The organism is Streptomyces tirandamycinicus (genome assembly GCF_003097515.1).
GTDB lineage: Bacteria > Actinomycetota > Actinomycetes > Streptomycetales > Streptomycetaceae > Streptomyces > Streptomyces tirandamycinicus.
The window spans coordinates 5,835,211-5,849,299 of record NZ_CP029188.1 but is presented as its reverse complement, the minus strand read 5'-3'; the positions used below and the strand labels follow the sequence as shown (position 1 = coordinate 5,849,299).

Genomic DNA, 14,089 nt, shown 5'->3' with positions numbered 1-14,089 from the left:
CCGGGCCCGCCTGACATGCTTGCGCCCATGGGGAGCCTCTTCGCCGAGCTGGCCCGGCAGGCGACGGCCAGCGCCCGTCGTGAGGTCGAGACGTACACACGTGAGATCCCGGAGTTCCGGCTGCTGCACAAGGACCCCCGGGCACGGGCCAGGACACTGGAGCACGCACTCTGGCTCCGCCGCCGCACCGTCGAACTGTCGCCCCACAACAGCGAGTTGAGCGGCGGCGATCTCAGCTGCATCGCATCGATGGGAGAGCTGCGAGGGAGCGCCGGGATGTCGCTCGACGCGCGCCGGCGGGTGCTGGACGTGCACACCGCACTCATGCTGCGTGAGATCAGCGAGGCGACCGAGGCCGAGCGCGGCGGAGGTGCCGACGAACTCATGCGCATGATGACCTGGTTCGCCGCGCAGGGCGAACGCGGTATCGGCGCCTACCGGCGGGGATTCGTACGCGCACTGCGCCGCCGCCTGCCGTACGCCGAGCAGGTCGCCCTTCTTGCCCGGTCACTGCTGAACGGGGAACCGATTGCGGCGGAACTCGCCGCGGCCGTGGGCATGGAACTGCCCGACCGCTGCGCGGTGACGGTGTTCCGGCTCCCGGACCGGCCCATCGTCGATCATTTCCTGGAGAACGAGATCGGGATTCTGGTGAAAAGCCACCGGGTACCTGTCATGTGGGGGCCGGAAAGCGGCGACGGGAGCGGCGAGCTGATCGCCCTGCTTCCCCTGTTCTCCGGAGCCACGGCCGCGGACGACGCACCACCGCACTCGGTGCCCGACCTCTTGCCCGACCTCACCCCCCACCACCTGCCGGATCTCGTACAGGACTTCGCCCGCGCCCTCGGCCGCCCCTGCGCCGTCGGCACGGCCACCGCACCACTGCCGGAACTGGCCGGCGCTCTGCACCGCGCGCGGCGGATCAGCCGGGCAGCCCCGCTGCACCGGGCGCCCGCCCGGCTGCGGCCGCACACACTGGCCGACGTGTTCGTCGAACTCGCCGTCGCGGACGTGCCGTTCGTCGACGACTGGATCCGCACGGTGGCCCGTCGCCTGGAGACCGGCCCGGATCTCCTCGCCACCCTCGACGCGTACTACCGCCACGACATGCACCGCGGTTCCACGGCGAGCGCGCTCAACGTCCACAGCCGCACCCTGGACTACCGCCTGCGCCGGGTCCGCGAGCTCACCGGTATCGACCCCGGCTCGACACGGGGCGTGCGCACGTTCAGCGCCGTCGTCACCCGGCGCGTGTCGGGAGCGTGGCACTGAACGCCCGTGGCGTGCCGCTTCAGCCCGCGGCGACGTCGTCGATGCGCCGGCGCAGCCGCCGCATCCCGCGCAGCCAGCGGTCGGTGTCGGTCGCCCGGTACGCGTAGTGCTCGCGTACCTCGGCGTGGGGAAGGATCAGAAAGTGCCCGTCCGCGAGACCCTTCATCACCGCGTCGGCGACGTCCTCCGGGTCGAGCACCGAGGCGCCGAGCACCTCCTTCGCGGCGGCGTCCGACCGCTCGTACATCTCGGTCCGCACACCCAGCGGGCACACCACCTGGACCGTGACGCCCCTGTCGCCGTAGTTGGCCGACAGCCACTCGGCGAAGGCCAGCGCGCCGTGCTTGGACACCGAGTAGGGCGCCGACTCGAGGTGGGTGAGCAGGCCGGCCGCGGAAACGGTGGCGATCAGCCGGCCGCGACCGCGCTCCAGCCACGGTCCGATCAGATGGCGGGAGGCTCGGACATGGCCCATGACGTTGACCTGCCAGACGCTGTCCCACACCTCCTCCGGGGAGTGCTCCGAGCCGCCGGGCTCGATCCCGGCGTTGGCGCAGTACAGGTCGATCTCGCCGAGGTGGGCCCGGGCCGCGGTGATGAGGGAGGCGACGCTCTCCTCGGCTCCCGCGTCCCCCGGCACGGCGAACCCGCCGACCTCCTCGGCGACCCGGGCCGCCGCACCGGCGTCCAGGTCGTTGATCACGAGCCGGGCGCCCTCGGCGGCGAAGCGGCGGGCGAGCGCCGCTCCGATGCCCGACCCCGCTCCGGTGACCACGACGCCCGCGTCCTTGAGTTCCATGGCCGCCATCGGGCTCACCCGCCCGCGACGGCGAGCACGAGCTTGCCGTGGTTCTCGCCCCGGAAGAGCCTGAGCAGCGTGTCCGGGAACGCGCTCACCCCTCCGTCCACCACGTCCTCCACCGAGACGAGCCTGCCCTCGGCACGCCATTCGGCCAGTTGCCGGACGGCCTCGGCGTAGCGGTCGGCGTAGTCGAAGACGACCATGCCGGTCATGGTCGCGCGGTTCACGAGCAGCGACAGGTAGTTGCTCGGGCCCTTGACCGGTTCGGTGTTGTTGTACTGGGAGATCGCGCCGCAGACGACGATCCGGGCGCCGCGGGCGAGGCGGGTGAGCACCGCGTCAAGGATGTCGCCGCCGACGTTGTCGAAGTAGACGTCCACCCCGTCGGGGGCGTGCTCGCGCAGGGCCTTGCGCACATCCTGCGACTGGTAGTCGATCGCCGCGTCGAAGCCGAGGTCGTCGACGAGCGCACGGCACTTGCGCTCGCCGCCCGCGATGCCGATGACCCGGCAGCCCTTGATCCTGGCGATCTGGCCGACCACGCTGCCGACCGCGCCCGCAGCGCCGGAGACCACGACGGTCTGCCCGGCCTCGGGACGGCCGATGTCGAGCAGGCCGAAGTACGCCGTCATCCCGGACATGCCGAGGGTGCCGAGGTGCACCGGCAGGGGGGCGAGCTCCGGGTCGGCGGGAGCGACGCCGCGCCCGTCGGACAGGCAGTACTCCTGGACGCCGAAGGCGCCGGAGACATGGTCGCCGACCGCGAACCGGGGGTGCCGGGAGGCGATGACCTCCCCGACCGCGCCCGCGCGCATGACCTCTCCGATGCCGACCGGCTCGATGTACGACTTGGCGTCGTTCATCCAGCCGCGCATCGCCGGGTCGATCGACAGGTACTTCACCCGGACCAGGATCTCGCCCTCTCCGGGCTCGCCGACCGGCTCCTCGGTGTGCTCCCAGTCGCCGGGACGGGGCTGTCCGACGGGACGTGCGGCAAGGCGCACTTGACGGTTGACGGGGCTCATGTCCGCGGCTCCTCGGGTGGTGGGCGTCGGCGGGTGGTCGTGGGCAGGCGGCCGCGAGCCGACGCCGGGGCATACCAACTGGTCGGTAGGGCACTCGCGAGAGTATGAGCTCGCCGGGCGGGAGGGCAAGTGCCGAGGGTGTACGACAGTGCGTTCCGGCCGCCGGCGAGGCAGCCGAATCGTCCGCATCCGGGGCGGTGAGCGCGGGCACCCCGCCGGCCGGTGACGCGTTCGGGCGTGTGCGCCGCATCCGCGGTCCGCGTTTCGCGAGAACATCGAAGAAGACCTGCCGAGACCTGCCGAGACCTGCCGAGACCTGCCGACACCTGCCGACACCGACGAAGACCTGCCGACAGCGACGAAGGCCTGCCAAGACCTGCGCAGACCGACGAAGACCTGCCAGGACCGACGACGGCTGAAGGAAGCCCGAGGTCGGTCGACGACGATCGGGGAAGGACCCTGTGGTCGGCGGAAGGATGATCGCCAGTGCAAGCCGTCTCCCCGACCCGCTCCGCCCGCCGAGCCGTCCCGTGGCGGGCGGTGATGCTGGTGCTGGCGGTCGGGCAGGTGGTGAGTTCCGTTCTCAGCCGGCTCTACGGCGGCGAGTTCACGGCTGCCGACCGGGCCGGTGAGCCGCCCATCGTCCCCGTCGGCTGGGCGTTCTCGATCTGGACCCTGGTGGAGTTGCTGTGTCTCGCGTACGCCGTCTGGGCTCTGCCCGGACGCCGCCCGGATCCGGACCTGCGTGATCGGCTGGCCGTGCCGCTGTCCGTGGTCTTCGCCGGGTTCAGCTGCTGGCTGGTCGCGGCGGAGGTGGCCCCGGTGTGGGGGACGGTGGCGGTGTTCGCCGTCATGATCGCCGGCCTGCTCCGGGCGATGTCCGTCGCTCTGGAGCAGCAGGGCGCGATCGCGGGCTGGGGGCCTCTGCCACGGGGGCTTCTGTGGTGGATGCTCGGTGTCTACACGGGATGGTCGAGCATCGCGGTCTGGGTGAACCTCACCACCGCCCTGGCCGGATCGGGCGCCCCCGTCGAGGGAGCGGTGGGTGTGGCCGGTCAGTGCGCGGTGCTCGCCGGCGCCACGGCCACGGCGGTCGCCGTCGTCGTGTGGACACGAGGGCTGGTGCCCTACGCCCTCGCCGCGGGCTGGGGTCTGCTGACGGCCGCGCTGGGGGCGCTGGGTGCCGGGCAGCCCGTGCTGGCCGGCACCGCCGCCGCGGGCCTCGCCGTCGTGGCCGCGACGGCGGTGTGGGCTCGTGGCCGACGGGCTCCCGTGCGCGTGTGATCCGGCGCGTGTGATCCGGCGCGTGTGATCCGGCGCGTGTGATCCGGCGGGAGACGCGCCGGGAGCCTGCCGCCGGCGACCGTGCACGGCATTTCTCCCGGGGTCGTCTCAGGGAGCGGCGGGCCCCACCGGGTAGGGGACGAAGGTGCTGCTGTTGTGGTCGATCCGCAGCGGGTGGCCGAGCGGCGGCGCCGCGCGCTGAGGACAGTCGAGCCGTTCGCAGACACGGCAGCCCATGCCGATCGGGGTGGCGGCGGACGCGCTGTCGAGGTCCAGCCCGTCCGAGTAGACGAGCCGGTGGGCGTGCCGGATCTCGCAGCCGAGGCCGATGGCGAAGGTCTTCCCGGGTTCGCCCCACCCTCCCCTGTGCCGGGTGATCGCGCGGGCGGTCCACAGGTACCGCTGCCCGTCGGGCATCTCGGCAATCTGCACATGGATGCGGCCCGGCGCGGCGAACGCCTCGTACACGTTCCACAGCGGGCAGGTGCCGCCGGCCCGGGAGAAGTGGAAGCCGGTCGCGGACTGGCGTTTGGACATGTTGCCGGCGCGGTCGACGCGCACGAACGAGAACGGCACCCCGCGCAGCCGGGGCCGCTGGAGCGTGCTCAGACGGTGGCAGACCGTCTCGTAGCCGAGGCCGTAGCGGTCGGTGAGGCGCTCGATGTCGTAACGCACCTCCTCGGCCGCGGTGTGGAAGGCGCGGTACGGCAGGATGAGCGCGGCGGCGAAGTAGTTGGCGATGCCGATGCGGGCCAGGGCGTGCGTGGGCGAACCGGCGGGGAAGTCCTCGGCCGCCTGCCGGTCCAGTTCGTCGCCGTACTCCAGCAGGGCGAGCTGGGTGGCCAGGCGGAACGCCCGCTGCCCCGGCCGCAGCCGCGGGGAGAGGTGGAGGGCGCGGGCCTCCTCGTCGTAGTGGTGCAGGCGGTCCCCGCTCTCGGCGGTGAGGCGCACCCGGTGGGCCTCGACCAGACGGGCCGTGAGGGCGCGGACGATCTCGCCGGGCCGTATGCCGATCTCCTCGGCCAGCCGTTCCGCGGCGAGGTCGGTGTCGTGCAGGTAGTTCCGGCGGCGGTAGAAGTACTCCCGGATCTCCTCGTGGGGCGTGCGGGGTTCCGCCGGCCGGGCTCCCCTGCCGTCGGCGGCGGTGGCGAGCCGCTCGGACAGGGCCTGGTTGCGGCGGCCGAGGTCCACCAGCACCTTGGCGACGGCGGGCATGCGTGAGGCGAGCTCGCCGAGGTCCGACGCGGACACCCGCGCCTCGGCGATCTCCGGTGCCAGCGCCTCGCGCAGGTCGGCCACGAGCCTGGTGGTGTCGCGTTCGGAAAAGAAGCCCGGGTCGACGCCGAAGCTCTCCGTCAGTCTCAGCAGCACGGGCACGGTCAGCGGACGGGAGTCGTGCTCCATCTGGTTGAGGTAGCTCGGGGAGATGCCCAGGACACGTGCGAGTTCGGCCTGCGTCATCCGGCGCTCCTCGCGCAGCCGCCGCAGCCGCGCCCCCGCGTACGTCCTGCTCACCGTTCACTCCCTGGTGGTCCGGGTCGGGGTCAGCGTACGCGAAGCAGCAGCCGTCTCCACCTTGGCAAAGTTGGCAAAAGCCGTCGGGAAGATTGGCAGAAGTTGGCATGGATCCTCGCTTGATGGCACCCAGTGCCAGTGCCACAGTTCAGAGAGCGGCCCGCCGGTCCTGTGGCAGAGGGCGCGATCACCGGGCGCGATTCATGCCCTGACGTCGGAGATCCCGGCAGAGTCGCCCTACTGACCGGCAGCATTGCTCAGCTCCACCCAGCGCCGGCCCGGCGGGTCGCTACCACAACCAAGACACAGATGAGACACAGAGTGCCATCCCGCATCGAGCGGACATCGCCCAATGGCGGGATTGGCAGTTCGGACTACCGAGGGAGACGGTGAAGGCCATGACAGAGGCGCGGACGCAGGCGGCCGAGGAGCTCGCCCGCCGATGGGCGACGGACCCCCGCTGGAAGGGCATCGAGCGCACCTACGGCGCGCAGGACGTGCTCCGGCTCTCCGGGAGCGTCCGCGAGGAGCACACCCTGGCCCGGCGCGGCGCCGAGCGGCTGTGGAAGCAACTGCACGAGCGCGACTACATCCACGCCCTCGGCGCCCTCACCGGCGGCCAGGCCGTCCAGCAGGTCAGGGCCGGTCTCCAGGCGATCTACCTGTCGGGCTGGCAGGTCGCCGCCGACGCGAACCAGGCGGGCCACACCTACCCCGACCAGAGCCTCTACCCCGCGAACTCGGTCCCGCAGGTGGTGCGCAGGATCAACAACGCGCTGCTGCGCGCGGACCAGATCGCCACCGCCGAGGGCGGCGCGGACACCACGGACTGGCTGGCGCCGATCGTCGCCGACGCCGAGGCCGGGTTCGGCGGCCCGCTCAACGCCTTCGAGCTGACCAAGGCCATGATCGCCGCCGGTGCGGCGGGCATCCACTACGAGGACCAGCTCGCCTCCGAGAAGAAGTGCGGCCACCTCGGCGGCAAGGTCCTGGTGCCCACCGCCCAGCACATCCGCACCCTCAACGCGGCCCGGCTCGCCGCCGACATCGCCGACGTCCCGACCCTGATCATCGCCCGCACCGACGCGCTGGCCGCCAACCTGCTCACCAGCGACGTCGACGAGCGCGACGCGCGGTTCGTGACGGGCGAGCGCACGGCCGAGGGCTTCTACCGGGTGCGCAACGGCATGGAGCCGGTCATCGCCCGCGGTCTGGCCTACGCCCCGTACGCCGACCTCATCTGGGTCGAGACCGGCACCCCCGACCTGGCCCAGGCCCGGGAGTTCGCCGAGGCCGTCCACGCCCGGCACCCGGACCAGATGCTGGCCTACAACTGCTCGCCGTCGTTCAACTGGAAGGCCGCGCTGGACGACGACCAGATCGCCAAGTTCCAGCGCGAACTCGGCGCGATGGGCTACCGCTTCCAGTTCATCACCCTGGCCGGCTTCCACTCCCTGAACCACGGCATGTTCGACCTGGCCCGCGGCTACGCCGAACAGGGCATGACCGCGTACGTCGACCTCCAGGAGCGGGAGTTCGCCGCCCAGCAGCACGGCTTCACCGCGGTCAAGCACCAGCGCGAGGTCGGCACCGGCTACTTCGACCTGGTCTCCACGGCGATCAACCCCGCCTCCTCCACCACGGCGCTCGCCGGCTCCACCGAGGAGGAGCAGTTCCACTGAGCCGCGACGTCCGGCCCCGCGGCCCGGTCCGCCGACCCGCACGGGCAGACCGCCCCGCGGCCCGAACCCTGAGCCGCACCGGCACACCGCCCCGCGGCCCGGCCCGCCGACCCGCACCGGTGGTCCGGCCCATCCGGTCCGGACCACCGGCCGAGCGGGGGCCGGACGACCGTCTCCGTCCGCCCCCGCTCCCCTCCCCGCCGCCGCCCGCCGCCCGCCGCCAGGCACCCCGGCCTGCCCCGCACTGCCCCGCACTGCCCTGCCCTGTTCTGCCCCGCCCGCCGTCCGCTCCAGGAGAACCGATGCCCACCAGCGCTCCGCCCCGCCAGGTCCGCGTCCTCGCCGCGCCGGGCCCCCGTCACGACGAGATCCTCACCCCCGCCGCCCTGGACTTCATCGGGCGCCTGGCTGACGCCTTCGGCGAGCGCCGGCGGGAACTGCTGAAGGAGCGCCGCCGCCAGGCCATACGCCTGTCCGCCGGTTCCCCCCTCGAGTTCCCCCTGGTCACCTCCGCCGTCCGGGCCGACCCGTCGTGGCGTGTCGCCCCACCCGCGCCCGGCCTGACCGACCGCCGCGTCGAGATCACCGGACCGCCCGACCGGCGGATGGCCGTCAACGCCCTCAACTCCGGCGCCCAGGTCTGGATGGCGGACTTCGAGGACGCCACCGCCCCCACCTGGAACAACATCGTCGGCGGCCAGCTCACCCTGCTCGACGCCGTCGAGCGCCGCATCGACTTCACCACCCCGGAGGGCAGGGAGTACCGGCTCCGCGGCGACGGCCGGATCACCACCGTCGTCGTCCGCCCGCGCGGCTGGCACCTCACCGAGGACCACCTCGAGCACGAAGGGCGCCCCGTGCCCGCCTCGCTCGTCGACTTCGGCCTGTACTTCTTCCACTGCGCGCGGCGCCAGATCGACGCCGGCCTCGGCCCGTACTTCTACCTGCCGAAGCTGGAGAACCGGTACGAGGCCCGGCTGTGGAACGACGTCTTCGTCCTCGCCCAGGAACTCCTCGGCATCCCCCGGGGCACGATCCGGGCCACGGTCCTCATCGAGACCATCACCGCCGCCGTGGAGATGGAGGAGATCCTCTACGAGCTCCGGGAGCACAGCTCGGGTCTCAACGCCGGCCGCTGGGACTACCTCTTCAGCCTCATCAAGACCTTCGGCCACCGCACCGACTTCCTGCTCCCCGACCGGGCGAAGGTCACCATGACGGCGCCGTTCATGCGCGCCTACACCGAGCTGCTCGTCCGCACCTGCCACCGGCGCGGCGCGCACGCCATCGGGGGCATGGCCGCCCAGGTCCCCGCCGGGCAACCGGAAGCCCACGAGGCGGCTCTCGCCACGGTCAGACTCGACAAGGAACGGGAGGCGGAGGACGGCTTCGACGGGTCCTGGGTCGCCCACCCCGGCCTCGTCCCGCTGTGCCGCGAGGTGTTCGACGGCGTCCTCGGGGACCGCCCGCACCAGCTCGACCGGACCCGGGACGACGTCGAGGTCACCGTCGCCGACCTGCTGTCCGTGCGCCGTGCCGGCGGTCCGCCCACGGCCGAGGGAATCCGCTCCAACATCGCCGTCGCCCTGCGCTACTTCGACGCCTGGCTCCGCGGGCAGGGCGCGGTCGCGCTGCACGGGCTCATGGAGGACGCCGCCACCGCCGAGATCGCCCGGGTGCAGATCTGGCAGTGGCTGCGGCACCGCGTCGTCGACCGCGAGACCGTGCTGCGCCTCCTCGACAACGAACTCGACGCGCTGGCGGCCGAGTTCCCCTGGGCGGCCGTCGACGAGGTCCGCGCCCTCTTCGAACGCACCGCCCTGGCCGCCGAACTGCCGCTGTTCTTCACCCCGGACGCCTACTCCCGTCACCTCGTCCAGCGCGCGGGGGCCGGATCATGAGCGCGGGCATCCGGCGCGTCGGCGTCGTCGGCGGCGGCCAGATGGGGGCAGGTATCGCCGAGGTCTGCGCGCGGTCCGGACTGGACACCGTGGTGTGCGAGGTGGACTCCGTGGCCGCCTGCGCCGCACGGGAGCGGGTCGTCGCCTCCCTGGACCGGGCGGTCGGGCGCGGGAAGCTGGAGCGGGACACGGCGCGGGACGCCCTGTCCAGGCTGGTCTTCACCGGGAACCTCGAGGACCTGGCCGACCGGCAGCTGGTCGTCGAGGCCGTCGTGGAGAACCCCGACGCCAAGACCGGGGTCTTCGCCGCCCTCGACAAGATCGTCGAAGACCCGGAGGCGATCCTCGCCAGCAACACCTCCTCCCTGCCCGTGATGCGCCTCGGTATGGCCACCGGCCGCGCCGACCGGGTGGTGGGACTGCACTTCTTCAACCCGGTGCCCGTGCTGCCGCTGGTGGAGGTCGTCACCTCGCTGCACACGTCGGCGGAAACCGCCGCGGCGGTCGAGGACTTCGCCGCGCGCCTGCTGGGCAAGACCGTGATCCGGTCGCAGGACCGGGCCGGCTTCGTGGTCAACGCCCTGCTCGTGCCGTACCTCCTGTCCGCGATCCGGATGGCGGAGTCGGGATTCGCCTCCGCCGCCGGCATCGACGCCGGCATGGAACTGGGCTGCGCCCACCCCATGGGCCCGCTGAAGCTCGCGGACCTGATCGGCCTGGACACCGTGGCCTCCATCGCGGAGTCCCTGTACGACGAGTTCAAGGAGCCGCTGTACGCCCCGCCGCCGCTGCTGCAGCGGATGGTCGAGGCCGGGCTGCTGGGCCGGAAGACCGGCCGCGGATTCCACACGTACGACCGCGGCTGAGGGGCCGCGACGGCGGCGGGAACCGAACCACCGGGCCGAGGAGCCCGGTCGGCCCGGGCTGAGGGGCCCGGGCCCCACCCCACCGGACGAGGGAGCCGGGGGGAGCAACAGGGGAGGGGGCGGGGAGCGCGATGCGCGCTCCCCGCCCTTCGGCCGCTCCGAGCACCGCGGACCGCGTCCCGCCTCACCACCGACCTCACCATCCGAAGGACGGACGGTGCTGTCCGCGGGGCCGGTGCGCGCCGTAGGCTGGCCCGTGCAGCTGGTTCGCCCCGCCCGCCAGGCGGGCTGCGTCGTAAGAGGGAACCCGGTGGGAATCCGGGACTGCCCCGCAGCGGTGAGCGGGAACGACCGCCGTCACACGCACTGGACCCGCCCGGGTCCGGGAAGCGACGGCCAGTAGGTGCCCTCCTTCGTGGAGTGGCGTGCCCGTGAGTCCGAAGACCTGCCCGTTGCCCGTGCGCGGACCACCGTGCGCGGACATCCCGGTGACCTCGAGGGCGGGTCGGCGGCGCCCTCGGACGTGGTCCGGGGGAGTTCAGACCAGACGGACGACCGCGCCCGCCACGCGGGGCCGCTCCGCCCGGTCCGCCACCTTCGCGCGCTCGTCCCCTTCTCCGGGACCTCAGGGAATCATCTCGCGAAGGAGATCTCCGTGACCGACAAGTCCGCAGCCGCGGCAGCACGGGCCACCGTGTTCGGCTACCCCCGTCAGGGCCCGAACCGGGAGCTGAAGAAGGCGATCGAGGGGTACTGGAAGGGCCGCGTCACCGCCGGCGCCCTTCGGACCACGGCCGCCGGCCTGCGCCGTGCGAACTGGCGGCTGCTCGCCGACGCCGGCGTGCACGAGGTGCCCACCGGGGACTTCTCGTACTACGACCACGTCCTCGACACCACGGTCATGGTCGGCGCGATCCCCGCCCGCCACCGGGCGGCCGTCGACGCCGACGCCCTCGACGGCTACTTCGCCATGGCGCGGGGCACCCGGGACGTGGCGCCGCTGGAGATGACGAAGTGGTTCGACACCAACTACCACTACCTGGTGCCCGAGCTGGGACCGGACACCATGTTCGCGGCAGACTCCGGCAAGCAGGTCGGCGAGCTGGGTGAGGCGCTCGCGCTCGGCCTCAGCGCCCGGCCCGTCCTGGTCGGCCCGGTCACCTACCTGCTCCTGGCCAAGCCCGCCCCGGGCGTGGCCGCCGGCTTCGACCCGCTCACCCTGCTGGACCGCCTGCTGCCCGTGTACGGGGAGATTCTGGCCGACCTGAGGGCGGCGGGAGCCGAGTGGGTGCAGCTCGACGAACCGGCCCTGGTGCAGGACCGCACCCCAGCCGAACTCGACGCGGCCGCCCGCGCCTACGCGTACCTCGGCGGGCTCCGCGACCGGCCGAAGCTGCTCGTCGCCTCCTACTTCGACCGGCTCGGCGACGCCCTGCCGGTGCTCGCCAAGGCCCCCGTCGACGGGCTCGCCCTCGACTTCACCGAGGCCGCCGCCGCCAACCTCGAAGCACTCGCGGCCGCCGGGGGCCTGCCCGGCAGGCGCCTGGTCGCCGGGGTGGTCAACGGCCGCAACATCTGGGTGAACGACCTGGAGAAGTCCCTGGCCACGCTGGGCACCCTGCTCGGGCTCGCCGGCCGGGTCGACGTCGCCGCCTCCTGCTCCCTCCTCCATGTGCCCCTCGACGCGGCGGCCGAGCGGGACATCGACGCGCAGATCCTGCGCTGGCTGGCCTTCGCCGGGCAGAAGACGGACGAGATCGTCACCCTCGCCAGGGGCCTCTCCGAGGGCACCGGCGCGATCACCGCCGAGCTGGCCGCCAACCGGGCCGACCTGGCCTCCCGGGCCGGCTCCCCGATCACCCACGACCCGGCGGTACGGGCCCGGAGCGCGGCGATCACCGACTCAGACGCCCGCCGCTCCCAGCCGTACGCCCGGCGCGCCGAGGCCCAGCGCGCCCACCTCGGCCTGCCCCTGCTGCCGACCACCACCATCGGCTCGTTCCCCCAGACCGACGAGCTGCGCACCGCCCGCGCCGACCTCCGGGCCGGCCGCATCGGCACCGCGGGCTACGAGGAGCGCATCAGGGCCGAGATCCAGGAGGTCGTCTCCTTCCAGGAGAAGACCGGCATCGACGTACTGGTGCACGGCGAGGCCGAACGCAACGACATGGTCCAGTACTTCGCCGAGCAGCTCACCGGCTACCTGGCCACCCAGCACGGCTGGGTGCAGTCGTACGGCACACGCTACGTCCGGCCGCCGATCCTCGCCGGCGACATCTCCCGCCCCGAGCCGATGACGGTGCGCTGGACGACGTACGCCCAGTCCCTCACGACCCGCCCGGTCAAGGGCATGCTCACGGGCCCGGTCACCATGCTCGCCTGGTCCTTCGTCCGCGACGACCAGTCCCTCGCCGACACCGCCCGGCAGGTCGCCCTCGCCCTCCGCGACGAGGTGGACGACCTCGAAGCGGCCGGGACCTCGGTGATCCAGGTCGACGAGCCGGCACTGCGCGAGACCCTGCCGCTGCGCGCGGCGGACCGTCCCGCCTACCTGGACTGGGCGACGGAGGCGTTCCGGCTCACCACGAGCGGGGTACGCCCGGACACGCAGATCCACACGCATATGTGCTACGCGGAGTTCGGCGACATCGTCCAGGCCATCGACGACCTCGACGCCGACGTCATCAGCCTGGAAGCCGCCCGCTCCCATATGCAGGTCGCCCGGGAACTGGCCGCCCACGGCTACCCGCGCGAGGCGGGCCCGGGCGTGTACGACATCCACTCCCCCCGGGTGCCGGGCCCTGACGAGGCCGCCGGACTGCTGCGCAGGGGGCTGGAGGCCATCCCGGCCGAACGGCTGTGGGTCAACCCGGACTGCGGGCTGAAGACCCGCGGCTGGCCGGAGACGCGCGCGTCGCTGGAGAACATGGTCGCGGCGGCCCGCACAGTACGCGCGGAACTCGGCGCGCCCTAGTGTTCACGCCGGCCGGGAGGGGCTGCGGGCACCGCACCACCAGCGCCTCTCCCGGCCGTATCGGCTCCCGCGGGCCGCTCGCGCTGATGGCGGCCGCCCTCTCCGCACTGCCGGTCCTCTTCGGACTGCCCGCCGACGTGGCCGCCGCCGTTCACAACGCGGCCGGCCATCTGGGCCTGGCCGGCATCAGCGCACGGTTGTTCGGCAACGGACTGGCCTGGCTGCTGCCGCTGGGCACCTTCGGTCCCACCCTGCCGACGACGCGGCACCACACCGCGGCCTCCACCGAGTGGATCACCACGCGGGGCATCGCCGACGAGATCACCACAACCGCGCCCGGGGCGCCTCACTCCAGCGGTGTGCCCACCCGCAGCCGGTTGCCGTCGGGGTCGTGGAGCTCCACCTCGCGCGCCCAGGGGGCGGTGGTCACCGGTACCCCGAACTCGCGTGCGACGGCGTCGACGTCACCCACCCGCAGATACACCAGCGTGTCGGGGCGGGCGTCGCCCGTGTGCTCGGACAGGAACAGCTTCACGGAACCCCTCGCGATCTCCGTGAAGGCCGGGAGTCCCGGCTCGAACCGGTGCTCCCACCGCTTGACGAACCCGAGGCGCCCGTACCAGGAGACCGCCGCGGCGGTATCGGCGACCCGGAGGACGGGAACCGCCTCCGCGTCCCCCGGGTCCCCCGTCTCCCCGGCCGGGGCGGGCCGGGAAGGCGTCCCGGCGGGGTCCTGCGCCGACGGCGCCCGTCCGGCCACGCCGTCGG

Annotated in this window: 10 protein-coding genes and 1 riboswitch; of the genes, 6 read left to right on the top strand and 4 right to left on the bottom strand. The window is 73.0% G+C overall.

Going from position 1 to position 14,089, the window contains the following annotated elements:
- Positions 1-27 precede the first annotated feature (27 nt).
- Entirely contained in the window at positions 28-1,272 is a 1,245-nt protein-coding gene (locus DDW44_RS25515; protein WP_206307265.1) for a PucR family transcriptional regulator, read from the top strand.
- Between the two features lie 19 nt (positions 1,273-1,291).
- On the opposite strand, the gene DDW44_RS25510 is transcribed toward DDW44_RS25515, so the two are convergent.
- A complete protein-coding gene (locus DDW44_RS25510; RefSeq protein WP_108907893.1) occupies positions 1,292-2,080 on the bottom strand; it encodes an SDR family oxidoreductase in 789 nt (262 codons plus the stop codon).
- 5 nt (positions 2,081-2,085) lie between these two features.
- Entirely contained in the window at positions 2,086-3,099 is a 1,014-nt protein-coding gene (locus tag DDW44_RS25505) for an NADP-dependent oxidoreductase (protein ID WP_206307266.1), read from the bottom strand.
- A gap of 486 nt (positions 3,100-3,585) precedes the next feature.
- On the opposite strand from DDW44_RS25505, the gene DDW44_RS25500 reads away from it, so the two are divergent.
- Positions 3,586-4,383, top strand: coding sequence for a hypothetical protein (locus DDW44_RS25500; protein ID WP_108907891.1), 798 nt, complete (start codon positions 3,586-3,588; stop codon positions 4,381-4,383).
- A gap of 108 nt (positions 4,384-4,491) precedes the next feature.
- Here DDW44_RS25500 and DDW44_RS25495 read toward each other — a convergent pair whose 3' ends face one another.
- Positions 4,492-5,898 (bottom strand): short-chain fatty acyl-CoA regulator family protein, encoded by a 1,407-nt coding sequence (locus DDW44_RS25495; protein ID WP_108907890.1) that lies wholly within the window; start codon positions 5,896-5,898, stop codon positions 4,492-4,494.
- Between the two features lie 398 nt (positions 5,899-6,296).
- Here DDW44_RS25495 and aceA point away from each other — a divergent pair, with 398 nt between their 5' ends.
- The 4 genes from aceA to metE all read left to right on the top strand — a co-directional run bounded on the left by aceA (position 6,297) and on the right by metE (position 13,321).
- A complete protein-coding gene (gene aceA, locus DDW44_RS25490; RefSeq protein ID WP_017944554.1) occupies positions 6,297-7,580 on the top strand; it encodes an isocitrate lyase in 1,284 nt (427 codons plus the stop codon).
- 302 nt (positions 7,581-7,882) lie between these two features.
- Positions 7,883-9,481 carry a malate synthase A gene (gene aceB / locus DDW44_RS25485; protein ID WP_108907889.1) on the top strand — a complete coding sequence of 533 codons (1,599 nt, stop codon included), beginning with the start codon at positions 7,883-7,885 and terminating at the stop codon, positions 9,479-9,481.
- Entirely contained in the window at positions 9,478-10,347 is an 870-nt protein-coding gene (locus DDW44_RS25480; protein ID WP_108907888.1) for a 3-hydroxybutyryl-CoA dehydrogenase, read from the top strand. The genes aceB and DDW44_RS25480 overlap by 4 nt, the downstream gene beginning before the upstream one ends.
- A gap of 246 nt (positions 10,348-10,593) precedes the next feature.
- Positions 10,594-10,814: riboswitch (cobalamin riboswitch) on the top strand.
- A 188-nt stretch (positions 10,815-11,002) separates the two neighbouring features.
- The gene (gene metE, locus DDW44_RS25475; protein ID WP_108907887.1) at positions 11,003-13,321 is read left to right on the top strand and encodes a 5-methyltetrahydropteroyltriglutamate--homocysteine S-methyltransferase; all 2,319 of its coding nucleotides are present in this window, start codon (positions 11,003-11,005) and stop codon (positions 13,319-13,321) included.
- Between the two features lie 346 nt (positions 13,322-13,667).
- On the opposite strand, the gene DDW44_RS32990 is transcribed toward metE, so the two are convergent.
- Positions 13,668-14,081, bottom strand: a complete 414-nt coding sequence (locus tag DDW44_RS32990) for a glyoxalase superfamily protein (protein ID WP_411354563.1) — start codon at positions 14,079-14,081, stop codon at positions 13,668-13,670.
- Between the last annotated feature and the right edge of the window lie 8 nt (positions 14,082-14,089).